Consider the following 23675-nt stretch of genomic DNA (forward strand, 5'->3'; position numbering starts at 1 on the left):
TCAACCAGATCTGCTGGTGGCCGTTTCTTCCTTCCTGATGCCTTTCTCCTGAAACACGGAACCATTCATGCGCACGTTTTCCGGCCGCGGCAGTGCCAGCGTCCAGCCGCCTGCCTCGATCGCGCTGGCGCTCAGTGCCATCTCGCGCAGCGCGCGGCTGATCTTCGCCACGCTGTGCGCCTTGTGCGCAGTGCCCGCCGCGCGCGCGGATGCCGCCGCTACCGACACGGCTGCGCCGAATCTGCGCGTGGCGTTCTACTACGGCACGACGCCGCCCACGGCGCAGCTCGCAAACTACGACATCGCAGTGATCGAGCCGGACAGCGGGTTCCAGCCACGCGAGCATGCGCTGCCCTGCACGCAATGGTTTGCCTATGCGAGCGTCGGCGAGATTACGCCCGAACGGACGTATTTCGCACAACTGCCGCGGGACTGGCTGATGGGCCGCAACGCGAACTGGGCTTCACGCGTGGTCGATCAAAACCGCCCGGGCTGGCCGGCCTTCTTCGTGCGCCACGTGATCGATCCGCTATGGGCGCGCGGCTATCGCGGCTTCTTTCTCGATACGCTCGACTCGTATCAGCTTGTGACTACGACCAACGCCGAGCGCGAACGTCAGCGCGAAGGCATCGTGCGCGTCATTCGTGCGATCAAGACGAGCCATCCTGCGGCAAAGCTCATTTTGAATCGCGGCTTCGAACTGCTGCCGCAGATTCACGGCGACGTGAGCGCCGTTGCGTTCGAGTCGCTTTATGGCGGGTGGGATCAGGCCAATGCGCGCTACGTCGCTGTGCCGGAGGCCGACCGCAACTGGCTGCTGGCGATGGCGAACAACGTGAAGGCCCAGTACGGCTTGCCCGTCATTTCAATCGACTACTGTGCAACGGCCGACACCGAATGCGCGCGTAAGACTGCGGCCAGCATCGCCGCTCATGGCATCGTACCTTTCGTTACGGACGGCTCGCTGCAGAGGCTGCCGGATACGGCAGCGGTGCCGCGCGAAGGCTCGGCTTGTCCCTCTGTTTTGCGAGACTGAAGGATGCAGACGCCTCACTGCGGCTGCGATATCGACTGAAGGCCTGAGACGCATGGCTGGCGGGGTTTGGGTGACGCCAACGGAATCCGCCGGAGCCTTATGGAATAGCGAATGGCGGGCCTGCTGAAGTTCGAACCGTCGGCCAGCGTTCGCTGGCCGGCCTCAAAGGCGCCGCCGACCGTCTGTAGCGGCACTTCCCGCCTTGTCTCACCTGCCGCCACACGCTGCGCGGTTCCGGTCGCGCCCCCAAATTCCTCGCCTGAAGCGCATCGTCGATACAACACCGCCGCGACTAAGTGTCGCGATATATATCACATTGCGATACAATTCCTTTCCTTTGGGCGGCGCCGAGCCGTCTGCGCTCCCACCGTTCCAGGTTCGTTCCGAATCGTGTCACGCTTTAAGGTTCTTCGCTGGCTCACCCGCTTCACCCCCTCCCGGGTCACCCTCACATGGCGCGAGCGCCTGCGTTCGGGCGGCGGCGCACTGGTCGGTATTGCCCTGACCGGTGCGCTAACGCACCGGCTGCTCGGCGGCGATCCCGTCATTCCGTATCTGATCGCCCCCATGGGCGCCTCGGCCGTGCTGCTGTTCGGCGTGCCCGCCAGCCCGCTCGCGCAGCCCTGGTCGATCATCGGCGGCAACCTCGTTTCCGCCACCGTGGGCGTGAGCGCGGCGATGTGGATCCACGACCCCGTGCCGGCCGCCGCCGTGGCCATCGCCGTGGCCATCGTCGCGATGTTTACGCTGCGTTGCGTGCATCCGCCTTCAGGCGCGGTCGCGCTGACCGCGGTGCTGGGCGGCCCGGCCGTGCAGGCGCTCGGCTATGAATTCGTGTTCGTGCCCGTCGCGCTGCAGTCGTTCCTGCTACTCGGCGGCGCGCTCGTCTATCACGCCGCCACGGGGCATCGCTACCCGCATGCCGCGCGGCGCCCGCGGGTGACCGGCCCCGCCCCCGCGCAAGCCGGTTTCACGCGCGCCGACCTCGAAGCCGTGCTGCGCGAGCGCGACGAAATGCTCGACATCGACACCGACGACCTCGAAACCGTGCTCCAGGATGCCGAAATCCGCGCGTACGCGCGCAGCTTCGGCGAACTCACCTGCGCCGACGTCATGTCGGCCAATGTGGTGAGCATCACGCCCGCGACGACCGTGGGCGAAGCGCGCTCGCTGCTCAAGCGCCACGACGTGAAGGCGCTGCCCGTGGTGGACGCGCATTGCCAGGTGAAGGGCATCGTCACGCGCGCCGACCTCGCCGGCGACGGACGCGAGCGGCATCCGCTGCGTCTCATGCTTTATGCGGTCGCACGCATGTTCCGGCCGCACGCCGGCTCCGGCCAGCAGGTCGGCAGGCTGATGACCACGCATGTGCTGACCGTCGCGAACACGACGCCGATCGTCGAACTCGTGCGTATTTTTGCGGGCCGCGGGCACCACCATGTGCCGGTGGTCGATCACGAAAAGAGGCTCGCGGGCATCATCACGCAGGCTGATCTCATCTCGGGGCTCTATCACCAGGCGAAGACGCCGCAGCAGGCGCCGGCCTGAACCGGCTGGCGGCCAGACTCGCAGCCATGCACCTGGCCGCGATGCTGATTCGGCGGGTGCTTTCGGACAACAATATCATGTTGTGATATATTAGCGGACTAAACTGTTCCAGGGACTCCCGATGAAAAAAAGCATGCGCGATCTCGACAAGGCCGACTTTGAACAGCTGTCCGAATTTCGCTACCAGATGCGCCGCTTCGAGCGCTTCTCGGAGCAGGCCGCGCAGGCCGAGGGTATTACGCCGCTGCAATACCTGCTGCTGCTGCATGTGAAAGGCTACCCCGGCCGCTCGTGGGCGACCATTGGCGAGCTGGCCGAGCGTTTGCAGTCGCAGCATCACGGCGTGGTGGCGCTCGTCTCGCGCTGCGAGGCGATCGAACTCGTCGAGCGCCGCGTGAGCGAGCGCGACCGCCGCCAGGTCGAAGTGCATCTGCTCGCTGCCGGCGAAAAGCTGCTCGCGCGCCTCGCCGAGCTGCATCGCGCCGAGTTGAGATCGCTCGACGGCGCATTCACCGTTCCGCGTATCGATCTTTAGAGACCATGCATTCCAACGATTCCCACAAGCGCGATTTTTCGGCGAACGCACGCCTGCCCGGCATCAGCGTGCTGGCCGCCGTGATCGGCGCACTGGCCACGCTCGCGGCGTTCGTGCTGCTGAGCCTGATCCACTGGTTCACGAACCTTTTCTTCTTCGGCCAGTTCTCGTTCGCCGACCGCTCGCCGGCGCTCAACACGCTGGGACCGTGGGTCATCGTCGTACCTGTGATTGGCGGGCTGATCGTCGGGATGATGGCGCGCTTCGGCTCCGAGAAAATTCGCGGCCACGGCATTCCCGAAGCCATCGAAGCCATTCTCTTCGGCAAGAGCAAGATGTCGCCGAAGGTGGCCGTGCTCAAGCCGCTTTCGTCGGGCATCGTGATCGGCAGCGGCGGCCCGTTCGGCGCGGAAGGCCCGATCATCATGACGGGCGGTGCGCTCGGGTCGCTGCTCGCGCAGTGCGTGCGCGTCACGTCCGCCGAGCGCAAGACGCTGCTCGTGGCGGGCGCGGCCGCTGGCATGACCGCCGTCTTCGGCACGCCGGTCGCGGCCGTGCTGCTCGCCGTCGAACTGCTGCTGTTCGAATGGCGCCCGCGCAGCTTCCTGCCGGTGGCGCTTGCGTGCGCGGTGGCCGGATTTGCGCGCTCCATGTTCTTCGGTACGGCGCCGCTCTTCCCCATGCAGACTCTCCCACCGCACGCCGTGGCGCTCTTCTCGTGCATCATCGCCGGGCTGCTGGCCGGCGCGCTCGCGTCGGGGCTTTCGGCGGCGCTCTACAAGATCGAGGACCTGTTCGGCCATCTGCCGCTGCACTGGTCGTGGTGGCCGGCCATCGGCGGGCTCGTGGTGGGCATCGGCGGCTTCATCGAGCCGCGCGCGCTCGGCGTGGGCTACGACGTGATCGGCGATCTGCTGCATCAGCACATCATTCTTCAGGTCGCCATTGCGATTCTGGTGGTGAAAGCCGTGATCTGGGTCGTGGCGCTCGGCTCCGGCACATCGGGCGGCGTGCTCGCCCCGCTGCTCATGCTGGGCGCCGGGCTCGGCTCGGTGCTCAGTTATGTTTTCAGCCACGCGCTGCCGGCCAGCGACCCGGCGCTGTGGCCGCTCGTGTGCATGGCGGCGACGCTCGGCGCCACGCTAGGCACGCCGCTCACGGCCATCGTGTTCGCGCTCGGCCTCACGCACGACACCAATGCGCTGCTGCCGCTGCTCACGGCCACGCTGGTCGCGCACGGCTTCGCGACGGTCGTCATGAAGCGTTCGATCATGACCGAAAAAATCGCGCGCCGCGGTTATCACATCTATCGTGAGTACGGCGTCGATCCGCTCGAGCGCCATTACGTCGATGAAGTGATGACGCGCAATGTCGATACGATCGACGCGAACGTCACCGTACGCGAAGCCATCGACCGCTACTTCGGTTCGACGCAGCAGCGCCGCGCCTTCCCGGTGCTGCGTGACGGCGCGGTGCTCGGCGTGGTGGATCGCGCGATGCTCGACGCCGTGCGCGCGCTCGCCGCCACCGGAGCACTCGACACGCCGCTCGGCTCGTTGCTCGCGCAACGTTCCCCCGACATGGCGCTGCCCGCGGAAACCTGCCGGCAGATCGCCACGCGCCTTGCGATTCACGGGCTCGAACGCCTGCCTGTGGTGGCCGACCGCGAATCGCGCCGGCTTGTGGGCATTGTCTCGCGCAGCGACCTCGTCAAGCTCTCGCTCTCGCACTTCGAGGAAGAGCACAAGAAGGAGCGCTTCCGCCGCATTCCCATGGGCAATGGCAAGCGGCGCTTTGCGCCGGTGCGCAAGGCTGGGTGAGAAAGAAGGGCGCGCCTACTGATGCAGCGCCAACCCCTTCACGGCCTTGTCCACCGCGTTTTTCGGGCCGTATAGCGCGATCCCCACCAGATCGGGATTCTCCGGGTCCTCGGCGCGAAAGACCTCGCGGTTCGCCGCGTCGTGGCCCGTCGAAAACATGGCGTGCACATATGGCACGATCGTCAGTTCGCGCGACACGCCGCGCCGCAGCGCCGCCTGCAGCCCCCCGACATCCGCGCCATAGATCATCATCGGCTGGCCCAGCATCCTGCCGTAGCGTTGCCCGCGCGCGTCTTCGTAGGGCTCGCCGAGCGCTTCGGGCACCGCCGCCGCAATGCCCGTGGCGAGAAACGCGGTCACGTTGAGCTTCTGCCAGACCGCGAGGCTTTCCCGCACGACCAGCGCGACTTTCGTATCGAACATGCTGCCTCCTTTTTTCGAGGCAGTCATGATCCGCGAGACGCGGCTGCAAGTCTGGAACGTTTGTGCACGCCGGCGGCAGGTAGAGACGCTATTCGGTCCCGCCCTCCTCGCATGCGTAGGCGGTATGCATGTCAAGACGATTCGCGTAGCCGTTGATTTGCGACGCGCGCACCTCCACCAGCGCAATGAGGCTCGGCTCGAGGCTCCCGGACACGGCGAGCGGAGTGCCCATCCAGGACTTCCTCAGGGTCGGAGCGGCGGCGAACAGGTCGAGCTTGGCAGCAACGGTTTCATCTCCTTTCGGTTAAGTTGCCATGACGTGACGAGACAGCCTCCCCGCGTGTGACATTGGGGCGAATCAAACTCAATCGTTTCATTCCAGGGGTTGGCGGCCAGCGCAAGCCCGATATGAATGTGAACAGGCCCTATGGTTTCAGCACGGCCCTGACAATCTCGCCGACGGCTTGCCTGGCCTTGGCCGCCGCGTTCTCGTCGTACGCGATGGTCGCCCCGCGCTCGACACACGGATCGCTGTAACTAAACGGTTGCCTCGTTCTGGCGTTGACGACCAGCCCGCTTTCAACTTCAACAGCGAGGCAGTTTCGTGTCGTCTGCGCCTGCGATAACTGCTGAGGCTGCTTGAGCGCTCGCGCGTCGAAGAAGTGGCCGGCGCCGGCGTACTCAGTCAACTGGACATCATTGACTTTTGTTTTCAGACGTTCGACATAAGCACGGCATGGAGCAACGGGATTGTAATTGTCTGCAGTCCCCTGGAAAATGCGAACCGGCCTGGAAACAACATTCTCATCTTCGAGATACGTGTAAGTACAGTCAGGATAAAACGCGATGAACGCTGCGAACTGCGTACCGGGTTGGGCGTGCATCCTCTGGAACCGGCTCAGGCTCGCATAAAGCGCGTTCTGCCCTCCACGCGAGAAGCCCATCAGCACTATCCTGTTCGGGTCGATTCCCGGATGCTTCGAAAGCGCCGCCATCGCCCGATAGGCATCTTCAGTCTGTGCCAGGCGGCCGAGTTGCGATTGGTCGTTGATCGTGCTGACGATACCTCGACCCGAGAAACTGTCGATCACAAAGGTCGCGACACCGAGAGAAAGAAAGTACTCCTCCCAGTCCGTGACGCTGCTGCCGACCCCGCCAGACGAATGCAGCATGATGACAAGAGGAAGCCGGTCGGTGCCGCTTCGGGGAATCCGCAGCTCGCCTGCTACCGTGACAGGTTTGCCATCCTCGCGGCCACTCAGAAATTCCTGGTCAGTAAGTGTCACGGACGGAATCGGGATGACCTCCATTCGCGTTACCTGTGCGTGTCCGGCGGTCGCAAGGCAACTGCAGATGCAGATCAAGGCGATCCGGATGAGCTGACTTATGTTTGCTTTCGACATGGCGTCTCTCTTCTTCGGTGCTGGTTCACGCGACGACTCACGAAGTCCAGTATAGGAAGATGTGGAGAGGTCGGTCGTTCCGGTATCGCCAGGCGACAGACGAAACTCCGCGGTGCCGGGCGCTACGGCCGTTCAAGCCAGTCGCTTTTCAAACCAGAACCCAACGCGCCGCGCAACACGAAGCGCCCGCACCATCGTCCTACAATGTCACGGTAGCTACACGTTACACGTCGCCGCGACATCACCGCCACAAACCCCCACTTTCCCAGGAGCAGACGATGCCAAAGATGCACGTAGTGCAGGTAGCAAAACCGGGCGCCCCTCTCGAACTGGTCGAGCGCGATATTCCCGAGCCGCCCGAGGGACACGTCCTCGTCAAGGTGCAGGCCTGCGGGATCTGCCACAGCGATTCGCTCACGAAAGAAGGCCAGTGGCCCGGCCTGCAGTTTCCCCGCGTGCCCGGCCACGAGATCGCAGGCGTGATCGAAAAGCTTGGCGCGCGCGTCGACGAATGGAAGGTCGGGCAGCGCATCGGCGTAGGCTGGCATGGCGGCCATTGCGGCCATTGCGAACACTGCCGCCACGGCGACTTCGTGCTCTGCAAGAACGGGCAGATTCCCGGCATCAGCTACGACGGCGGCTATGCCGATTACATGGTGGCGCCGCAGGAAGCGCTCGCACGCATGCCCGACGACCTCTCCGACGTCGACGCCGCGCCGCTCCTGTGCGCCGGCATCACCACCTTCAACGCGCTGCGCCACAGCGGCGCACACGCGGGCGATGTCGTGGCGATTCTCGGCATTGGCGGTCTCGGCCATCTCGGCGTGCAGTACGCGCGCAAAATGGGCTTCGTCACCGTCGCCATCGCGCGCGGCCAGGACAAGGCGCCGCTCGCGAAACAGCTCGGCGCGCATCATTACATCGACAGCGCCTCGCAGGACGTCGCGCAAGCCCTGCTCGCGCTGGGCGGCGCGCGCGCGATCCTCGCCACGGCCACGAGCGGCAAAGCCATGAGCGCCGCGCTTGGCGGCCTTGGCCTGAACGGCAAGCTGATCATGGTCGGCGTCTCGCAGGAGCCCGTGGAAGTGCCGATCACGCAGTTCATCATGGGCCGCCACTCGGTGCAGGGCTGGCCCTCGGGCACTGCCGCCGATTCTCAGGAAACCCTGGCATTCAGCGCACTCTCGGGCGTGAAGCCCATGATCGAGGAATATCCGCTGTCGCGCGCCGCAGAAGCCTATGAGCGGATGATGAGCGGCAAAGCGCGCTTTCGCGTGGTGCTCAAGCCCGGCGCCTGACGGGCATCGAGGCGAGGTGCGGTGCCGCGAGAACCGGCACCGCAGCGGCTTTTCGCTACCGTCCCGTTTGCGGCCCGGCCTCGTCCTGCGCGAGGCCGGTCTCGTCGACATAGCGATCGACAGCACTGCTCACGGTCGGATCGAAGCGGTCCGGGCCGATGTCCTCGAGCAAATCGAAACGCTTGAGCTTGTCGCGCACCGGGTCCTTCATCTCCGCGAAATGCAGCGCGATGCCGCGCTCGCGCAGCGCATGGGTCAGTTCGCGCAGCATGTCGGCGGACGTGACGTCCACGCTCGTCACCGGCTCCGCCGCCACCACGACCCGGCGCACCGTCGTGGGCGACGCTTCCACCGCTTCCATCAGCCGCTGCTGAAACAGATCGGCATTCGCGAAGAACAACGGCGCGTCCCAACGAAACAGCACGAGTCCCGGTGTGCGCACGGCGTCGGGGTAGCGCTCGATGTCGTGATAGCCGCGCAACCCCTCCACGCGGCCGAGCACCGCGAAATGGGGCCGCCAGCCGTCCCAGAGAAATTCGATCACGGCGATCAGGACGGCGAGGCCAATGCCCGGAATCGCACCGAAAACCGCGACGGCCGCGAAGCAACCGATCGACAGCCAGAACTCCCACTGCTGAATGCGGTAGATGCGTTTGAGATCGGCGATTTCGAACAGTCCGAGCGCCGCGGCGATCACCACGGCGGCGAGCGCGCTACTGGGCAAATAGCGCAACAGATTGGGCGCGACCATGAGCAGCGCCGCCACCGCGAGCGCGCCCACTACGCCGGTTAGCTGCGTGCGGGCGCCCGCGGCTTCGGCAACCGGCGTGCGCGATGCGCTGCTGCTGATCGGAAAGCCCTGGAACAAGCCGGCCGCGAAGTTCGCCACGCCAAGGCCCACCATCTCCTGGTTCGGATCGACGCGCGCATGAAAGCGCGCCGCATAGGTGCGCGAGAGCACGCTGGTATCGGCGAAGGCGATCAACGCGACGGCCGCGCCGCCGAGGACGATCTTGACCAGGTCCGCGTTGGCGACCCACGGCAGCGAGAGTCCGGGCAAGCCCTGGGGAATCGTGCCGAGCACTTTTACGCCCATGCTGTCGAGATGGAAGAGCCTGACCGAGAGCGTGGCCACGATCACGGCGATCAGGATGCCGGGCACCTTGTCGAAGCGCTTGAGCACCAGGATCAGCACGAGGCTTCCCGCGCCCACGGCGAAGCTGTACCAGTTGGCCTCGCCGCGCGCCACGGCCTGAACGAGGCTGAGCAGGTCCCGCATCGGCCCCTGCTCGTCGACGGAGATGGCGAACAGCTTCGGCAACTGGCTGATGAGCACGGCGAGCGCAATGCCGTTCATGTAGCCGTATCGAATGGGCTTGGACAGCAACTCCGTGATGAAGCCGAGGCGCAACAGCCCCATGACGACGCAGACGAGCCCGGAAACGATCGCCATCATGCTCGCCACGCCGATGGCGCGGACGGGATCGCCGCCCGCTACCTGCACCACCACGGCGAGTATGGGCGCGGCAAGCGCGGAGTCGGGGCCGAGCACGAGGATGCGGCTGGGCCCGAAAATGGCATAAGCCAGCAGCGGAACGATCGTGGCATAGAGGCCGTAGACGCCGGGCACGCCGGACGCCGCCGCGTAGGCAATGCCGACCGGCACGAGCATGGTGGTCAGCACCAGCCCCGCGGCGAGATCGTTGAGCAGCCAGGCGCGCTGATAAGTCTTGAACAACGTGACGCCGGGCAGCCAGCGCAGCCAGGGCCGGCTTGCAGTTGCACTGGCGGGCTGTGCGTGGGGGGAGGCAGGTCTTTCCATTTCCATTGGCCGGTTAATTGTCGTGGGAATGCTGGCGCTGGGAATCGTGGAGCCGACGGCGTGCGCTAAAAAGCATAGGTGAAATACGCGCGTCACAAAAGCCGCGTTCGACTGTCCCGACTCCCGAATCCCGAGCGCGCAGATTCACGCCGCCCGCCGGCACGCTTTTGGTCATCGCCCGCAACAGCTGCGCCAACTGGGTGCGCCGTGCCGCATCCCGCACTGCTGCGGTGCACAACGCATTGCGCGCCCCGTTTCTGCGCGGCGCGCTCCAAACTCCAACCGGCATGGCTTTGCGGCCGGCGGACAAACTGGCACTCACCTTGCTTAACCCCATGCGCGCCCAGCGATGGCGCGTCATGCACCGATTAACCGTCGAAGACATCATGCCGACGACCACCGAGTCCCCATGCTGCGCGTACTGCTCGTAACCGACACCGACAAGCCTATCGGCGACCTGCGCGACGCGTTAGCCAAGCTCGGCTACGACATGCTCGCCGAGCCCGCGACGCCGCAGGGGCTGCATCGCGTCGTCGAGCGCGAGCGGCCCGACGTCATCATCATCGATACCGAGTCGCCCTCGCGCGACACGCTCGAACAGCTCGCGGTGATGAACGCCACCGCGCCGCGCCCGGTGCTGATGTTCAGCCACGACGCCAACCAGCAGCTCATCCGCTCGGCGGTGAATGCGGGTGTGACCGCCTATCTCGTGGAAGGGCTCGCGAGCGAGCGCCTCGCGCCGATCCTCGAAGTCGCGCTCGCGCGCTTCGCGCAGGAAGCGCAGTTGCGCGAGCGTCTCACGCAGGCCGAAAACGAACTGGCCGAGCGCAAGCTGATCGACCGCGCGAAGCGCATCCTGATGGAGCAACAGAAGCTGACCGAGCCCGCCGCCTACGCGGCGCTGCGCAAGCGCGCGATGAACCAGAGCGTGAAGCTCGCCGAGCTCGCCCGCCAGATCGTCGCGCTCGCGCAAGCGCAGGAACGACCCGACTGAGCAGGAGCGAAGCGCCGCCTATGAACGCCACCACCCCTCTCGCCGCGCCCGAGAAAACCCATCTGAAGATCGGCTTCGTGCCGCTCGCCGACGCCGCACCGCTCGCCGCCGCGAAGCTGCTGGAGTTCGGCCACGCGCACGGCCTCACGCTCGAACTCTCGCGCCAGCCCTCGTGGGCCGCACTGCGCGACAAGCTGCTGTCGGGCGAACTCGACGCAGCGCACTCGCTTTACGGGCTCGTATATGGCGTGCAGCTCGGTCTGGGCGGCCCGCAAACCGACATGGCCGTGCTGATGGTGCTCAACCGCAACGGGCAGGCCATTTCGCTCTCGAACCGTCTGGCGGATGCGCTCGCCGAACACGGCTCGCTGCCGCGAGCGCTCGCGACGCTCGAGCGCAAGCCCGTGTTCGCGCAGACCTTCCCCACCGGCACGCACGCGATGTGGCTGTACTACTGGCTCGCTTCGCAAGGCGTGCATCCGCTGCGCGACATCGAAAGCGTGGTGATACCGCCGCCGCAGATGGTGGCCGCGCTCGCCGAAGATCGCCTCGATGGCCTGTGCGTGGGCGAGCCGTGGCCAGGGCTCGCGCAGCAGCGCGGCGTGGGACGCACGGTCATCGCGAGCGGCGCGATCTGGCCGGATCATCCCGAGAAGGTGCTCGCCTGCCGGCGCGATTTCGTGCAAAGCCATCCGAACACGGCGCGCGCGCTCGTGCAGACGATGCTCGAAGCGTGCCGCTGGCTGGACGGCGAGGGCAACCGGCGGGAAATTGCGCAGTGGCTCGCTCGCCCGGAGATGCTGGATGTGGACGCCGCGCTGATCGCGGCGCGGCTCGAAGCGGACCCAACATCACGCACGCCGGGCATGAAGTTCTTCGAGGAAGGCCGCGTGAATTATCCGCAAGAATCCGAAGGCGTGTGGTTTCTGACGCAGTTCGAACGCTGGGGCATGCTCGCGCGCCGAAGCGACTATCGCGCGATCGCACGCGGCTTGAACCAGACGGCGCTGTACGGGCAAGCGGCGGCGGCGATGGGAATTGCGCTGCCGGAAGGGACGGCCACCGGGAAGGCCACCGCGCCGTTCGTCGACGGACGCGTTTGGGACGGAGAAGACGTGGTGGGGTATGTGGAGGGGTTCGGCATCAAGGCGTAAGCGCGGCTGGCCGCGCTCAGCCGCTTACTTCACGACGACCTGTGTGTGCCCCACGACAGGCGGCTTCTCGAAGTATGGGCCGACGAGGCGGCGCCACTCCTGAAAGTCATCCGACTCGCGAAAGTGCACCATGTGATCCTCGACGGTATCCCACTGCACGACGAGCACATACTGGTTCGGCTCTTCCACGCCGCGCTGCAGCTCCACGCTGCGGCAGCCGCGCGCGCGGTGAAAAAGCGGCAGCGCCTGCGCGACGCCTGCCTCGAATTCGGCGTTCTTGCCTGCGCTCACCGTGATGTGCGCCATCTCGTAGACCATCCTGTTCTCCTTGTGATTCGCGTTGATTCGCGTTGATTCGCGTGGATTCGCGTTGGTTCGCAACTGCAGTCAGTGTGTGTTCAGCCGTTCGATCACTTCGTCCGCAATGGCGAGCGAAGCCGTCAGCCCCGGCGACTCGATGCCGTAGAGGTTCACGAGCCCGCTCACGCCGTGCTCGCGCGCGTCCTGGATCACGAAGTCGCCGCCATGCTTGCCGCTGTGCGTCCCATCCGCCAGCTTCGGGCGAATGCCAGCATAACCCGGTTGCAGCGCGCCGTCAGGCAGCGCGGGCCAGTAGGTGCGAATCGCATCATAGAATTTCGCCGCGCGGCCCGGGTCCACGGTGTAGTCGATCGTATCGATCCACTCCACGTCGGGACCGAAACGCGCCTGGCCGCCGAGGTCGATCGTCAGGTGCACACCCAGGCCCCCTTCCTCCGGCACCGGATAGATGAGCCGCGAAAACGGCGCCGCGCCCGCAAGCGAGTAGTAATTGCCCTTCGCGTAGCGTCCCGGCGGGATCGATTGCGACGGCACGCCTTCGATGCAAGCCGCGACCTGCTGCGCGTAAAGGCCGGCGCTGTTCACCACGCGCGTGGCGAGTAATTCCATCGGCTCGTCGCCGCCCACCTCGAGGAGCGTCGGCTGGCCCGGCCTCGCCGCGCCGCCTGTGACCGGCGAACAAAACGCGAGCATGCCGCCCGCCGCCTCGAAGTCGCCCCGCAGCGCGAGCATCAAACCATGGCTGTCGACGATGCCCGTGGAGGGCGATTCGAGCGCCGCCACGCAATTGAGCGCGGCTTCCCTTGCGCGCGCCTCGCCGCGGTCGAGCCAGCGCAGGTCGTCCACGCCATTGGCGGCGGCCGCCGCGCGAATCGCGCGCAGCGCGTCGAGTTGCCCTTCGTGCGTCGCAACGATGAACTTGCCGCAACGGCTGAACGCCACGCCCTTCTCTTCGCAATACGCGTAAAGCTTGTGCTTGCCTTGCACACACAGCCGAGCCTTGAGCGAACCTTGCGGGTAGTAGATGCCCGCGTGTACCACTTCGCTGTTGCGCGAGCTGGTGCCCGTGCCAACGGCGTTTTCCGCCTCGACGAGGACGGTTTCCCAGCCCTGCTGCGCGCACGCGCGCGCCACCGCGAGACCGACCACGCCCGCGCCGATCACGGCGCAATCCACCGTATCCGTCATGAAACTTCCTTCCTCGTCACGCGAGTGCTGTTTCGACCGGCGCTATTTTGCCCAATTCGTCCGCGGTTCGTGAAAGGATGCGCAGCATGAAAAAAAGCCGCTCGAACCACCGGTTCGTACCCCTGGAAGAGCGGCCCCCAGGCGCGAAGGCGGCGCGATTTTCGCCGCCGGCGTGCCCGACAGCGAAACGCAAACGCGCTACGCCGCGATGAACGGCCGCTTCCACGCATTGATTGTGGAAGCGGCGCACAATCTCGCGGTGAGCGCAGCGCCCGGTCGCGGCGACAAGGTTTCATTCGTCTCGCCGGGCACGGTGGCGTTCGACAAGGCCGCGCAGCAGCGCCAGTTCATGATGCGCTCGTATGCGCGCCACAGTCGCCGCATGAGACATGGCGCGTATCCCACCCAAAACGACATGATCGAGCCGTGAGCCAGCCCGAACTCCTGAACCTTGCGCATCTGCGCGCTTTTCGCCTCGTTGCCGACACGGGCAGCGCCACGCGCGCCGCTTCGGCCCTGTATCGCGCGCAGTCGGCCGTCACGCGCTCGGTGCAGGAACTGGAGACGGCGCTGGGCGCGCCGCTCTTCGAGCGCAAACCGTCGGGCATGCAGCCCACCGCCGTGGGCCGCGTGGTGCTCGAGCGCTGCGCGCGCATTTTCGGCGAACTGGAAGCGCTCGCGCAGTGGTGCGCCGCGCGCCAGGCGCGCCGACGCGCGTTGAGTGAAGGCACACTGCCTGCGTATCTGCTCAACACGCGGCGGCTGCAGCTATTCGTCACCCTGGCGCGGCACCGCCATATGCCGAGCACGGCTCATGCATTCGGCATCAGCCAGCCCGCCGTGAGCAGCGCCATGCGCGTGCTCGAAAGCGGTTCGGGTGTCACGCTCTTCCATCGAGGGCCGCGCGGCGTGCTGCTGACCGCCGAGGGCGAGACCTTCCTGCTGCACGTGCGGCGCGCACTCAACGAGCTGCGTCACGTGCCCGACGATATCGCAGCGCTGCACGGCAATATCCAGGGCGCGGTGACGGTAGGCGCACTGCCATTGGGCCGCACGCTGATCCTGCCGGCCGCCATCGCGCGCCTTTGCGCACAGCATCCGGGCGTGCGCGTGGTGACCGACGAAAGCGCGTATGAACTGCTCGCGGCGGGCCTGCGCGCCGGCGACGTGGACCTCGTGCTCGGCGCGCTGTGCGAAAACGATGCGGCAAGCGGCCTCGGCAACGAACGATTGATGTCGGAGGACATGGTCGTGCTCGCGCGGCGCGATCATCCGCTCGCGAAGAATCGCGGCCTCACGCTGAACGATCTGCGTGATGCACAGTGGATTCTTTCGCGCACGCATTCGCCCTCGCGCGGGCTGCTCGAAGCGCAGTTCCGCCGCGTGAAGCTCAAGCCGCCGCTGCCCACGGTCGAATCCGACGATCCCGCCGTGATTCGCGGGCTACTGCTCGGCACGGACATGATCACGGCACTCTCGGCGCAGCAGTTGCACTACGAAATCGAATCGGGGCAACTGGTGATTCTCGACGTGCCGCTGCAGCACACGCGCCGCGATATCGGGCTTACGCTGCGCGCGCAGGGCTCGCCTTCGCCGGCGGCACGCGCGCTGATCGACGCGATCCGGCTCGCGGTGACGGATGTTGCGCCCGCAACGCGTGTGGTGGAGGGGCGGCGCGCGGGGTGAGCGTAGCGGACCCGACGCGCCCCAGGGTTAACCTCGATAAATATATGCATAACGCACGCCGTAATACTGACTCTTACATCGAGGCAGGCCCGTTTGGAGATGAGAACGCTAACGTTTGCGCCGAGACTACGGGGAGCCGGCGGCCACCAAATCACTTTCCGGAGTCATTGCGCCCGCATCACGCTCGCAGCCTTTGTCGCCATCCTGGCGGGATGCGGAAATGACGTCTCGGATTCGGACATCCAGTTTGTCACGGCCGCAATGCCAGCGCAGTTCGAGGCGTTCCGCATGTACGGCGCGGTCCCCTTTCGCGACGGCTCACCCGGATTGTCCGCTCATGCGCCCGCCCGGCTCCAGCAGGGCTGCGAGGCGGTCATTCGCGCGCCGAAGGGCAGTTTTCGCGAGTCGGTGGTCCTCGATAGCGAATCGGCCGAGTACTTCGAACTCGATGTTTCGCGTACGCCTGACGGATGGACTGTGACGACCGACAGCCTTGCCGCACCGAGCGGCAACTCCGTGGGGCTTCGCACCCAGTTCACGAACTGCCTGACTGCAATCAGGGACAAGCTTCGGGCACAGCCGGAACCTGTACAGTGAGCCATGGCCCCGCATGGCGAACGGATAGCGTCCGTCCACAAGCAACGCCATGCCCGTTATGAAAGCGCACGCGCCGGAAGCGGGTTAGCGCGCGGCCGGTCAATCGAACTTGACCAGATCCTGGAAAACAAGCTGGGCCCACGTATTGCCGCGTGCCTGGACGAGAAGACCGCCCTCGCCGATCTTCCCGAGGTCGACCGGCGCAAACCCAAGCCGGTCAACGAGGGCCGCCACCGAGGCGCTAGCCGGCTCGTCGTCGCTGGCGACGAACACGACGCGCCGGCCGCCGTGCGGCGTCGTTGGCCCCTGTGCCAGTGTGGCTGCGGGCAGGTGGTTGAAGGCCTTCACCAGCTTCGCGCCCGGAAACGCCTTTGCAACGGCAGCGCTCGAAGGCAACCCGTCCAGCTCCTTGACAGGCACGCCATACGCGTTCATTGCGTCGATCACGATCTTCCCCTGCCAGCTTTCGGCGGCTCGTGCGACGTCTTCGTGAGCGCCGAAGGGGACAGCCAGGATGACAACGTCGGCCTCGATCGCATCCTCGATCCGCTGCGGGACCAGCGACGGCCCAATCCGCGCAGCAAGCGCGTCGACCGGCCGCCTGCCTGCCACGGCTACCTCGATGCCCTGATCGGCGAATGCCTGCGCGATGGCCGTGCCGATCCTGCCAAGCCCGATGATTGCATAGCTCATTGAATTCTCCATTCGGTTTCCTGAATAACAGAAAAATCACTTTGATGGACGGTGTGCCCGGGGCCTCAGACCTGGCCGATGCCGCCGTCATTCATCAAATCCGCGCCAGTCATGTACGAACTCTGTTCGGAGGCGAGAAAGAGTGCTGCGCTGGCCATCTCCTCGGCCCGGGCGAGACGGCCGAGCGGGACCATGCTCTGGTACATGCTCACCAGATCCTCGCGTGCCGCCGACTGGCTATCGAGAATCGGCGTATCGGTGACGCCGGGGCTGAGCATGTTGACGCGAATGCCGCGATCCTTGAATTCGGCAGCCCACGTGCGCGCATAGGAGCGCAACGCGGCCTTGGTCGCCGCGTAGGCGGTGTGCCCGGGGATGCCCATGACGTGCATGGCCGAAGAAACCAGGATGATCGATCCACCCCCTGTCATCATCGGCAGCAGCTTCTGCACCAGAAAGACAGGACCGCGCGCCATCAGGTTGAATGCCTTGTCGAAATGCTCCGGCGTGATGGTGTCGATCGAAGCCTGCTCGGTAAAGCCCGCGTTCGACACGATGATGTCGACAACACCCTTTTCGTCCCTGACTGCCGCGGCGACGCGGTCGAGGTCGTCGAGATTCGCGGCGTCGGCCTGGATCGCAGTGACGTTGCGTCCGATCAGCTTGACGGCCTCGTCGAGCTGGCCTCGCCGACGGCCGAAGATAAAAACGTGAGCGCCTTCGGCGACGAACCGCTGGGCGATCGCCAAACCGATACCTGTCGTTGCGCCGCTAATGACGGCAACCTTGCCTGTGAGAGTGGACATTGGAGTCTTCTGCCTGTGGGTGAACATTAGGTGAACATTGCCGACATCGTAATTGCCGCCCCAACGAATGATAATTAGCGGAGTTATCATGAGATCTATTCTCCAGGGGAATAGGTCTCACGAGAGACATGCAATGGATCGGTTTCACGAATTGAACGCTTTCATCGCCGTTGTCGAAGCGGGCGGCTTTTCCGCCGCGGCGCGTCGAACCGGCGATTCACAGTCCGTCATCAGCAAGGCGGTCGGCGCGCTGGAAAAGCGCCTGGGCGTGCTGCTATTGAACCGAAGCACACGCAGCGTGACCCTGACGGATCAGGGGCGGAAGTACTACGAGCGCACCAAGCCGTTGCTGGACGAGATCGAGGTAGCCGACAACGAACTGAGCAACAGCACGCTCGACGTTTCGGGCCTCGTGCGCATCGCCGCCGCCTCGACTTTCGGGCGGCTGCACATTCTTCCGCTGATTCCCGAACTCCTGTCGCGCCATCCTGGTCTTCGGGTCGATCTCGTGTTGTCGGATTTCGTCCGCGACATGGTGGAGGATCGAATCGATCTTGCGATTCGCGTGGGCACCGTCAACGATCCGGATTCGGTCGTGAGGCAAATCGCCAGCACGCCGCTGGTCTGCGTGGGATCGCGCCGCTATTTCGAGCAACACGGCATACCGAAGGATCCTGCGGAACTCGCCAGGCACAATTGCCTCGTCTACGGCGGTCTGATGGAATCGGCGAACTGGCCGTTTCACGGGCCGCACGGCCGGTTCAGCGTACCGGTGCAAGGCAACCTGTCGTCGAATAGCGTGGAGACAATCCGGTCGGCCGTGCTCGCGGGTGTGGGAATCGGCCTCTTCGCGAAGCTCTCGCTCACCGACGAACTCAGGCATCCCGACATCGTCACCGTGCTGGACGACTTCATTCGGGACGCGCGTGATATCAGCATCGTCTGGCCAAGGCGTCGTTTCGTGCCTGCGCGCGTGCGCCGGATCACCGACTTCTTCGCGGCTGCGCTGCCGCAGCGCTTGTAGAAACGCGGCGGCTTCTCACGCAATGCGTCACGCAATATTCGCAAGCTGCACGCGTCGTGTGCCTGCGTCGTTCGACATCGATTCGCGCACGTGGCGGGCGAACTCCTGCGCAGCGGGCTGAACCGTCGCGGGCAATCGCAGGCAGATCGCGAACGCAGGCAGCGCGGGCAAGCCAGTTGCTTCAGGCGTGAGCGTCTCCAGGTCGGCCGGCACCGTGGAGGCGAGCCAGGTCGTGATCGCGAGGCCCGCACGCACCGTCGCGGCGGTCGCCTCGATGTTGCCGCTCTCGAATACTGTGCGCCACGCAATACCCTCGTCCGCGAGCGCGCCGAGCACGACCGGCCGGAAGGCACATCGCTCGTCCACCATCGAAAGCGGCAACGGCCGCTTCTGCCAGGCATCGCTGCCGCGCCCCTTGACCCACACCAACGGCTCGGTGCGGACGAGCTCCCCTTCGGCTTCGCTCGCGACGTATTCGACGAGCGACACGTCCACGCGCCCGCTATGCACCGCTTCGCTCAACTCCGGCGACGCCGCGCACACAAGCGAAATCTCCACTTGCGGATGCGCATCGGCGAACGTCTTCATCGCAGGCGCGAGCGGTGTCACGAGATCGTACGGCACGCCCACGCGCAGGCTGCCGCGCAGCGATCGACCGGTCATGTCGGCCCAGATTTCGTCGTTCAGCTGCAGCAACTGGCGCGCCTTCACGAGAAATGGCTCGCCATGGCGCGACAGCTCCAGCTTGCGCGCCTTGCGCACGAACAGCAGGCAATCCAGCACGTCTTCGAGACGCTTCACCTGCTGGCTCACGGCGCCTTGCGTCATGTGCAGCAGATTCGCGGCGGCCGTCATGCTGCCGCTATCGGCGACGGCAACGAAGGTGCGGATCAGATCGAGGTCGAGGTTTCGGCTCATCGACGCATTATGCCGCGTAATGGATTGCATCAGAATTATTGCCTTTGATGATGCGTCGGCGTTCCGTACAGTGCAGGTTTCATTCTCCCGGATCTGCAACGATGACTTCGATCCTGCCGCTTCTTCTGTTTGTCGTCATTGCGACGGTGACGCCCGGTGGAGCAACCACGCTCGCCACCGCATCGGGCGCGCGCTTCGGCTTCGCGCGCTCGATTCCGCTGATGCTCGGCATCGCCACAGGCCTGGCCCTGCTCGCCGCCGTCGCCGGGCTCGGGCTGGGTGGTCTGCTGCTCGCGCTGCCGTCGCTGCAGACGGCAGTCAAGGCAGTCGGCTCCGCCTATCTGCTATGGCTCGCCTGGCGCATCGCGCGCAGCGGACCGCCGAACGCAGGCAACGGCCCCGCGCGCCCCATCACGCTCGTCAACGGTTTTCTGCTGCTCTGGCTCAACCCGAAAAGCTGGGCGATGACGGTCGGCGCGGCGGCGTCGTTCGCGCTGCTCGCAAGCAGTCCGAACCGACTCGCGCTGCTGCTCGGCGCCGCGTTCGGCGTGGCCGCGTGCGTCTCGCTCGCGCTGTGGTGCGCGCTCGGCGTGCTGCTCGCCCGGCTCTTTCGCACGCCGCGCCACTGGCGCATTCTCAATCTCGCGATGGGCGTGCTGCTTGCCGCATCCGTCATTCCAGCATGGAGATAACGATGCCTCGTCATCCGTTTGCCGAATCGTTCGACCTCGAAGCCGCGTTCGCCGACGTGTCCGATTACTGGTCGCCAAAAGTTGTCGCCCAGGTCAACGATCAGTACGTGAAGGTCGCGAAAGTGCGCGGACAGCTCGTCTGGCACGACCATGAGCACGAAGACGAACTGTTCTTCGTCGTGCGCGGCCATCTGAAGATCGAGTACGAAGGCGGACGCGTCGTCGATCTGCCGGCGGGCTCGATGCACGTCGTGCCGCGCGGCACGCTGCACAATCCGGTCGCAGACGACGAATGCTGGATCGTGCTGATCGAACCCGTGCAGACAATGCATACGGGGCGCGTGGAATCGCCATTGACGAGGACGATCGAAGAGCAGTTAGGCAAGGCACACTAAGAGTGGCTAACACAACCTGGACATGAAGCCATGAAGGCCATATCCTGGGGGCATGGCCAGACGAAAAATCAGTAACGAGCTATGGGCGGCACTTGAGCCGTTGATTCCGGTGTTCACTCCGTCGCCCAAAGGCGGCCGAAGGTGCGCGCGGCTTACATGGGTGAATGAGTGGGCGAGTAAATCGCCGACACCCGTGAAGGCTGAACGCTTTCGAGAAGCTTCAAACGCCGGTATGCGAACGACACCCGTCCGCATTTTCGGCGACCAGGCGGGGCGCGGCTGGCTCCATCGCCCGCACGACCAGCATAAAGATGTAGATGCTCGCGAATCCGCACTCCGCTCTCACGGTTTGCCCTCGTTGGTCGCGTTCGGGTGGAGACGACGAGGAAGCGAGGGCATGGCAGATTTCGGCAGTGGCTTGCTGTAGAGGAATCCCTGTGCAACCTCACAACCATGAGCCTCGAGAAACGCAGCTTGCTCTGTCGTCTCGACGCCCTCGGCGACGACACGCTGTCCAAGACAGCGTGCGATCGAAAGTATCGCCTTTACAAGCTCGGCATGCCGGCGATCAGTCGTGACCTGCTGCACAAACGTACGATCGATCTTGAGCGTGTCAATCGGGAATCGGGTCAGATAGCTGAGAGCCGAATAGCCGGTGCCGAAGTCATCAATCGCAATCGATATCCCCATGCTTGAGAATGCCAGAAGCGAAGTCATGACAGAGTCGTCTTCCTCCAGCAGCAGGCTTTCGGTAATTTCAAACTCCAGCCACTCGGGTCTGCAGCCGGTTTCATCAAGGATCTCCGCTATCGTTACCGCGAGATCACGAGCCTGGAATTGCCTGACCGAGAGATTGATCGACACCTTGTGGGACTTGTCACTGGCGCTATTCCATTCGGTGGCGGCACGGCATGCCTCGCGAAGTACCCATCGCCCGATATCGACAATGAGGCCGGTTTCCTCCGCAAGCGGTACGAACTGCGCAGGGCGAATGAAACCGACTCCGGGGTGATTCCATCTCAGCAACGCTTCCGATCCGATTACCTCTGCACTGCGGAGCAAAATCTGTGGTTGATAGTACAGCTCAAGCTCGCCCTGGTCGATCGCGCGACGCAGTTCCGATTCGAGTGAGAGACGCGCAGTCGCTTCGATCGTCAGTTCTTTCGTGTAAAAACGATACCCGCGCCGTCCGGAGCGTTTCGCGAGATACATGGCAGAGTCTGCATATCTGAGCAAATCTTTCGCATCCGTGCTGTCATCAGGATAGAGCGCAATTCCGACACTGCATGAAACGAACACTTCCCTTGCGCCGAGCAGGAATGGCTCGTCGAGGCGATCAATGATCGTCGCGGAGATCTGCTCGAGGACGTCACGCGCTGATACCTCGGGAATCAGAACAGCGAATTCATCGCCGCCAAAGCGGGCGACGGTATCGCCGGGACGGACGCAGGCGAGCAAACGACGCGCCGCCTCGCATAACAGTTCGTCTCCAACCGCGTGACCCATCGTATCGTTGACGCCCTTGAAGCGGTCCAGATCGATCATCACGACGGCTGTAACGTGATCGGGCAAACTAACTGAGATTGCCTGGCGCAAATGTTCGTTAAACAGGACGCGGTTCGGCAGCGCTGTAAGCGCATCGAAGTACGCCAGGCGATGGATTTTTACTCTCGACGCCTGCAGCTCCGAGATATCCCGTCCCACGGCGAGGACCGTTTCCACTGTGCCGTTCGCACCGAGCTCTGGTGTCAGCCTGATCAGGTGACACAGTCGCCTGCCATCGTTCGCCTGCCAACTCAGCTCAAACTCCCTGTCGCTCGCCGTCGCGAATACGTCCGCGATGTGCTTCTCGTAGAGAACGGTGTCCGGACCACCAGGGAACTCACTCGGCGCTTTGCCGAGCAACGCGTCTGCACCGCCGACAGAGAGCGATGCAAAAGTCGGATTGACGTAGATGCGCCGGCAGTCCTTTCCGTAGCGAGCCACCGTATCAGGCGAGTTTTCGACGAGCGTTCTAAACTCGTGCTCCCGGCGGGCGAGCCTTTCCTCAAAACGGCGCCGCTCGGTGATGTCCCGTGCCACACCAAGCACACCCGCAACCGTCCCTCCTGCATCGAACACCGGCAGCAGCCGGGTCTCGATCAATGTGCGTTCGCGGTTCGCCGGGGCGACAACCCACTCGTCGTCGATGCACACCTGCATGGCATCAAGCGCCGCGATGGTCCGAAATCATTTGGGTATCGCTCAACATCTTCCTGCCGTCTCTTCGCGGTCAAAGCGCATGCCGCCCTATATGATTCACCATGTGGATGCAATTCGGCGCCCTTTTTTTTCGCACTTCTCGCAAACGCAACCGTTTGCCTCTGCAAGACACGAATGACATTACGACGCACATTCTCATGCCAGAAGCTTTCGCCACGCTTTCCATACGTGCCGTCTATGCAATCTGATTCAAGAACGTCCTGTGAAATGCCGTAAACGCTGCACGTAGCACTCACTTCGCATACGCATCAACTAGTCAGACTAATTCGTGCGACGGAATCGATTTGCGGGGATAGAACCTGGATCGCAGTCATGGTCACGTACGGCGGCGCCGGCCGCGATCATTTATTCGGAAGGCTTTGCAGGCGAACGATTGATCTTCGTGATCGCCGAGGGCAAGGTCGAATTTCTGCCCGCTGCGACGACAAGAAAGTCGTAATGGCCACGCTGGCCGTTGGCTCATTTCCTATGCGGACTTGATCACTACACTGATGGCGCTACTCCTCGCACTCTATGCGATTCAGCTCGCAAAACATATGGATTCCGAAATACGTTCGGCGCGACCCACGAACGCACTCGAAACGCTGCTCCAGCGCGGCGAGATCACGATCGTGCCGCCAGCGCGGTGGAGATCGGCATCAACGCGAAGATCCTGTTCAACGCGGGCGATACCACGCTGCTACCCGAATCGCCTGGCGTGCTGGCTCGTATCACCGAGGCGCTGCGCGCGGCCCCGACGGCAATATCCTCGAGGTTCCAAATCTTTCTCCCAGCAGTCTCGAAATGCATGGTACCCCCGGTTACTACGGTCCATGCCTATTATCGCCTCGTCGGCAACGAGCGCATCCAGTGGCTGCGATCGGACGAGTGGGAGGTCCGCTGTGGATCGGGAGTATGAGTTCGCTGATGCAGGGAACTGTCGTCCGGCAGCTCGAAGCCGGCACCGTCAGCATTCCACCGTATTGCCAGGATAGAAGGCAGCACGCTCCAATGACGGCAATGGCCGATGACCTGTCGGTACCGAATTGCCTATACTCTCCGATACCCTCGCTTAGGCCTG

Annotated in this window: 23 protein-coding genes and 3 pseudogenes; 15 read left to right on the forward strand and 11 right to left on the reverse strand. The window is 64.3% G+C overall.

The features are described from left to right. The first annotated feature begins 67 nt into the window (after positions 1–67). The 4 genes from C7411_RS23890 (at position 68) to C7411_RS23905 (ending at position 4939) form a co-directional block, all read left to right on the forward strand. Positions 68–1036 (forward strand): endo alpha-1,4 polygalactosaminidase, encoded by a 969-nt coding sequence (locus C7411_RS23890; RefSeq protein WP_110386519.1) that lies wholly within the window; start codon positions 68–70, stop codon positions 1034–1036. A 390-nt stretch (positions 1037–1426) separates the two neighbouring features. Beyond that, on the forward strand, positions 1427–2584 hold the full coding sequence (locus tag C7411_RS23895) for an HPP family protein (protein ID WP_110386520.1): 1158 nt from the start codon (positions 1427–1429) through the stop codon (positions 2582–2584). A 121-nt stretch (positions 2585–2705) separates the two neighbouring features. Next, the gene (locus C7411_RS23900) at positions 2706–3119 is read left to right on the forward strand and encodes a MarR family winged helix-turn-helix transcriptional regulator (RefSeq protein WP_110386521.1); all 414 of its coding nucleotides are present in this window, start codon (positions 2706–2708) and stop codon (positions 3117–3119) included. Positions 3120–3124: 5 nt separating this feature from the next. Next, on the forward strand, positions 3125–4939 hold the full coding sequence (locus C7411_RS23905) for a chloride channel protein (RefSeq protein WP_110386522.1): 1815 nt from the start codon (positions 3125–3127) through the stop codon (positions 4937–4939). Positions 4940–4954: 15 nt separating this feature from the next. On the opposite strand, the gene C7411_RS23910 is transcribed toward C7411_RS23905, so the two are convergent. The 3 genes and pseudogenes from C7411_RS23910 to C7411_RS23920 form a co-directional block, all read right to left on the reverse strand. Further along, a complete protein-coding gene (locus tag C7411_RS23910) occupies positions 4955–5362 on the reverse strand; it encodes a DUF2000 domain-containing protein (RefSeq protein WP_110386523.1) in 408 nt (135 codons plus the stop codon). A gap of 91 nt (positions 5363–5453) precedes the next feature. Then, positions 5454–5594 (reverse strand): annotated as a pseudogene (locus C7411_RS23915) (carboxymuconolactone decarboxylase family protein); the annotation flags it as partial. Between the two features lie 193 nt (positions 5595–5787). After that, positions 5788–6672 (reverse strand): dienelactone hydrolase family protein, encoded by an 885-nt coding sequence (locus C7411_RS23920; RefSeq protein WP_373682638.1) that lies wholly within the window; start codon positions 6670–6672, stop codon positions 5788–5790. 371 nt (positions 6673–7043) lie between these two features. On the opposite strand from C7411_RS23920, the gene C7411_RS23925 reads away from it, so the two are divergent. Further along, positions 7044–8063 (forward strand): alcohol dehydrogenase, encoded by a 1020-nt coding sequence (locus C7411_RS23925; RefSeq protein WP_110386526.1) that lies wholly within the window; start codon positions 7044–7046, stop codon positions 8061–8063. Between the two features lie 55 nt (positions 8064–8118). Here C7411_RS23925 and C7411_RS23930 read toward each other — a convergent pair whose 3' ends face one another. Beyond that, positions 8119–9885, reverse strand: coding sequence for a SulP family inorganic anion transporter (locus tag C7411_RS23930; protein ID WP_110386527.1), 1767 nt, complete (start codon positions 9883–9885; stop codon positions 8119–8121). 409 nt (positions 9886–10294) lie between these two features. Between C7411_RS23930 and C7411_RS23935 the strand changes: the two genes are divergently transcribed. Beyond that, positions 10295–10879 (forward strand): ANTAR domain-containing response regulator, encoded by a 585-nt coding sequence (locus C7411_RS23935; protein ID WP_110386528.1) that lies wholly within the window; start codon positions 10295–10297, stop codon positions 10877–10879. Between the two features lie 20 nt (positions 10880–10899). Next, entirely contained in the window at positions 10900–12033 is a 1134-nt protein-coding gene (locus C7411_RS23940) for a CmpA/NrtA family ABC transporter substrate-binding protein (RefSeq protein ID WP_110386529.1), read from the forward strand. A 24-nt stretch (positions 12034–12057) separates the two neighbouring features. On the opposite strand, the gene C7411_RS23945 is transcribed toward C7411_RS23940, so the two are convergent. Both C7411_RS23945 and C7411_RS23950 read right to left on the reverse strand, forming a co-directional pair. Beyond that, entirely contained in the window at positions 12058–12351 is a 294-nt protein-coding gene (locus C7411_RS23945) for an antibiotic biosynthesis monooxygenase family protein (RefSeq protein WP_042259226.1), read from the reverse strand. Between the two features lie 69 nt (positions 12352–12420). Next, positions 12421–13542 carry an NAD(P)/FAD-dependent oxidoreductase gene (locus C7411_RS23950; protein WP_110386530.1) on the reverse strand — a complete coding sequence of 374 codons (1122 nt, stop codon included), beginning with the start codon at positions 13540–13542 and terminating at the stop codon, positions 12421–12423. Positions 13543–13714: 172 nt separating this feature from the next. On the opposite strand from C7411_RS23950, the gene C7411_RS23955 reads away from it, so the two are divergent. From C7411_RS23955 to C7411_RS23965, 3 genes are all read left to right on the forward strand, one after another. After that, positions 13715–13972: a hypothetical protein gene (locus C7411_RS23955; RefSeq protein ID WP_243413311.1), complete on the forward strand. Its 258-nt coding sequence runs from the start codon at positions 13715–13717 to the stop codon at positions 13970–13972. After that, on the forward strand, positions 13969–15228 hold the full coding sequence (locus C7411_RS23960; protein WP_110386531.1) for a LysR family transcriptional regulator: 1260 nt from the start codon (positions 13969–13971) through the stop codon (positions 15226–15228). The genes C7411_RS23955 and C7411_RS23960 overlap by 4 nt, the downstream gene beginning before the upstream one ends. 99 nt (positions 15229–15327) lie before the next feature. Then, a complete protein-coding gene (locus C7411_RS23965; RefSeq protein ID WP_110386532.1) occupies positions 15328–15825 on the forward strand; it encodes a hypothetical protein in 498 nt (165 codons plus the stop codon). A gap of 99 nt (positions 15826–15924) precedes the next feature. Here C7411_RS23965 and C7411_RS23970 read toward each other — a convergent pair whose 3' ends face one another. Next, positions 15925–16518 carry an NADPH-dependent F420 reductase gene (locus C7411_RS23970; protein WP_110386533.1) on the reverse strand — a complete coding sequence of 198 codons (594 nt, stop codon included), beginning with the start codon at positions 16516–16518 and terminating at the stop codon, positions 15925–15927. Positions 16519–16583: 65 nt separating this feature from the next. Then, on the reverse strand, positions 16584–17324 hold the full coding sequence (locus C7411_RS23975; protein WP_110386534.1) for an SDR family NAD(P)-dependent oxidoreductase: 741 nt from the start codon (positions 17322–17324) through the stop codon (positions 16584–16586). A gap of 133 nt (positions 17325–17457) precedes the next feature. Between C7411_RS23975 and C7411_RS23980 the strand changes: the two genes are divergently transcribed. Beyond that, positions 17458–18348 (forward strand): LysR family transcriptional regulator, encoded by an 891-nt coding sequence (locus C7411_RS23980; RefSeq protein ID WP_110386535.1) that lies wholly within the window; start codon positions 17458–17460, stop codon positions 18346–18348. A 27-nt stretch (positions 18349–18375) separates the two neighbouring features. Here C7411_RS23980 and C7411_RS23985 read toward each other — a convergent pair whose 3' ends face one another. Further along, positions 18376–19266 carry a LysR substrate-binding domain-containing protein gene (locus C7411_RS23985; RefSeq protein WP_110386556.1) on the reverse strand — a complete coding sequence of 297 codons (891 nt, stop codon included), beginning with the start codon at positions 19264–19266 and terminating at the stop codon, positions 18376–18378. A 101-nt stretch (positions 19267–19367) separates the two neighbouring features. Between C7411_RS23985 and C7411_RS23990 the strand changes: the two genes are divergently transcribed. The 3 genes and pseudogenes from C7411_RS23990 to C7411_RS24000 all read left to right on the forward strand — a co-directional run. Beyond that, on the forward strand, positions 19368–19958 hold the full coding sequence (locus C7411_RS23990; protein WP_110386536.1) for a LysE family translocator: 591 nt from the start codon (positions 19368–19370) through the stop codon (positions 19956–19958). A 2-nt stretch (positions 19959–19960) separates the two neighbouring features. Continuing rightward, positions 19961–20353 (forward strand): cupin domain-containing protein, encoded by a 393-nt coding sequence (locus C7411_RS23995; protein WP_110386537.1) that lies wholly within the window; start codon positions 19961–19963, stop codon positions 20351–20353. 52 nt (positions 20354–20405) lie between these two features. Continuing rightward, positions 20406–20492 (forward strand): annotated as a pseudogene (locus C7411_RS24000) (IS5/IS1182 family transposase); the annotation flags it as partial. A gap of 203 nt (positions 20493–20695) precedes the next feature. Here the strand turns inward: C7411_RS24000 and C7411_RS24005 are convergent. After that, complete coding sequence (locus C7411_RS24005; RefSeq protein WP_110386538.1) at positions 20696–22555, reverse strand: putative bifunctional diguanylate cyclase/phosphodiesterase; 1860 nt, start codon at positions 22553–22555, stop codon at positions 20696–20698. Between the two features lie 352 nt (positions 22556–22907). On the opposite strand from C7411_RS24005, the pseudogene C7411_RS38365 reads away from it, so the two are divergent. Then, positions 22908–23080: pseudogene (locus tag C7411_RS38365) on the forward strand (Crp/Fnr family transcriptional regulator); the annotation flags it as partial. Between the two features lie 138 nt (positions 23081–23218). On the opposite strand, the gene C7411_RS38375 reads toward C7411_RS38365, so the two are convergent. Then, positions 23219–23404, reverse strand: a complete 186-nt coding sequence (locus tag C7411_RS38375) for a hypothetical protein (RefSeq protein ID WP_243413316.1) — start codon at positions 23402–23404, stop codon at positions 23219–23221. Positions 23405–23675: the final 271 nt, after the last annotated feature.

This window comes from Paraburkholderia silvatlantica (assembly GCF_003096715.1).
Classification (GTDB): Bacteria; Pseudomonadota; Gammaproteobacteria; order Burkholderiales; family Burkholderiaceae; genus Paraburkholderia; species Paraburkholderia silvatlantica.

What these genes read in the sequence shown, in the direction of transcription:
- C7411_RS23890 (WP_110386519.1), top strand. Translation starts at nt 68, where the DNA reads ATGCGCACGTTTTCCGGCCGCGGCAGTGCCAGCGTCCAGCCGCCTGCC.
- C7411_RS23900 (WP_110386521.1), top strand. Translation starts at nt 2,706, where the DNA reads ATGAAAAAAAGCATGCGCGATCTCGACAAGGCCGACTTTGAACAGCTG.
- C7411_RS23905 (WP_110386522.1), top strand. Translation starts at nt 3,125, where the DNA reads ATGCATTCCAACGATTCCCACAAGCGCGATTTTTCGGCGAACGCACGC.
- C7411_RS23910 (WP_110386523.1), bottom strand. Translation starts at nt 5,362, where the DNA reads ATGTTCGATACGAAAGTCGCGCTGGTCGTGCGGGAAAGCCTCGCGGTC.
- C7411_RS23920 (WP_373682638.1), bottom strand. Translation starts at nt 6,672, where the DNA reads ATGGAGGTCATCCCGATTCCGTCCGTGACACTTACTGACCAGGAATTT.
- C7411_RS23925 (WP_110386526.1), top strand. Translation starts at nt 7,044, where the DNA reads ATGCCAAAGATGCACGTAGTGCAGGTAGCAAAACCGGGCGCCCCTCTC.
- C7411_RS23930 (WP_110386527.1), bottom strand. Translation starts at nt 9,885, where the DNA reads ATGGAAAGACCTGCCTCCCCCCACGCACAGCCCGCCAGTGCAACTGCA.
- C7411_RS23935 (WP_110386528.1), top strand. Translation starts at nt 10,295, where the DNA reads ATGCTGCGCGTACTGCTCGTAACCGACACCGACAAGCCTATCGGCGAC.
- C7411_RS23940 (WP_110386529.1), top strand. Translation starts at nt 10,900, where the DNA reads ATGAACGCCACCACCCCTCTCGCCGCGCCCGAGAAAACCCATCTGAAG.
- C7411_RS23945 (WP_042259226.1), bottom strand. Translation starts at nt 12,351, where the DNA reads ATGGTCTACGAGATGGCGCACATCACGGTGAGCGCAGGCAAGAACGCC.
- C7411_RS23950 (WP_110386530.1), bottom strand. Translation starts at nt 13,542, where the DNA reads ATGACGGATACGGTGGATTGCGCCGTGATCGGCGCGGGCGTGGTCGGT.
- C7411_RS23965 (WP_110386532.1), top strand. Translation starts at nt 15,328, where the DNA reads ATGAGAACGCTAACGTTTGCGCCGAGACTACGGGGAGCCGGCGGCCAC.
- C7411_RS23970 (WP_110386533.1), bottom strand. Translation starts at nt 16,518, where the DNA reads ATGAGCTATGCAATCATCGGGCTTGGCAGGATCGGCACGGCCATCGCG.
- C7411_RS23975 (WP_110386534.1), bottom strand. Translation starts at nt 17,324, where the DNA reads ATGTCCACTCTCACAGGCAAGGTTGCCGTCATTAGCGGCGCAACGACA.
- C7411_RS23980 (WP_110386535.1), top strand. Translation starts at nt 17,458, where the DNA reads ATGGATCGGTTTCACGAATTGAACGCTTTCATCGCCGTTGTCGAAGCG.
- C7411_RS23985 (WP_110386556.1), bottom strand. Translation starts at nt 19,266, where the DNA reads ATGAGCCGAAACCTCGACCTCGATCTGATCCGCACCTTCGTTGCCGTC.
- C7411_RS23990 (WP_110386536.1), top strand. Translation starts at nt 19,368, where the DNA reads ATGACTTCGATCCTGCCGCTTCTTCTGTTTGTCGTCATTGCGACGGTG.
- C7411_RS23995 (WP_110386537.1), top strand. Translation starts at nt 19,961, where the DNA reads ATGCCTCGTCATCCGTTTGCCGAATCGTTCGACCTCGAAGCCGCGTTC.
- C7411_RS24005 (WP_110386538.1), bottom strand. Translation starts at nt 22,555, where the DNA reads ATGCAGGTGTGCATCGACGACGAGTGGGTTGTCGCCCCGGCGAACCGC.
- C7411_RS38375 (WP_243413316.1), bottom strand. Translation starts at nt 23,404, where the DNA reads ATGCATTTCGAGACTGCTGGGAGAAAGATTTGGAACCTCGAGGATATT.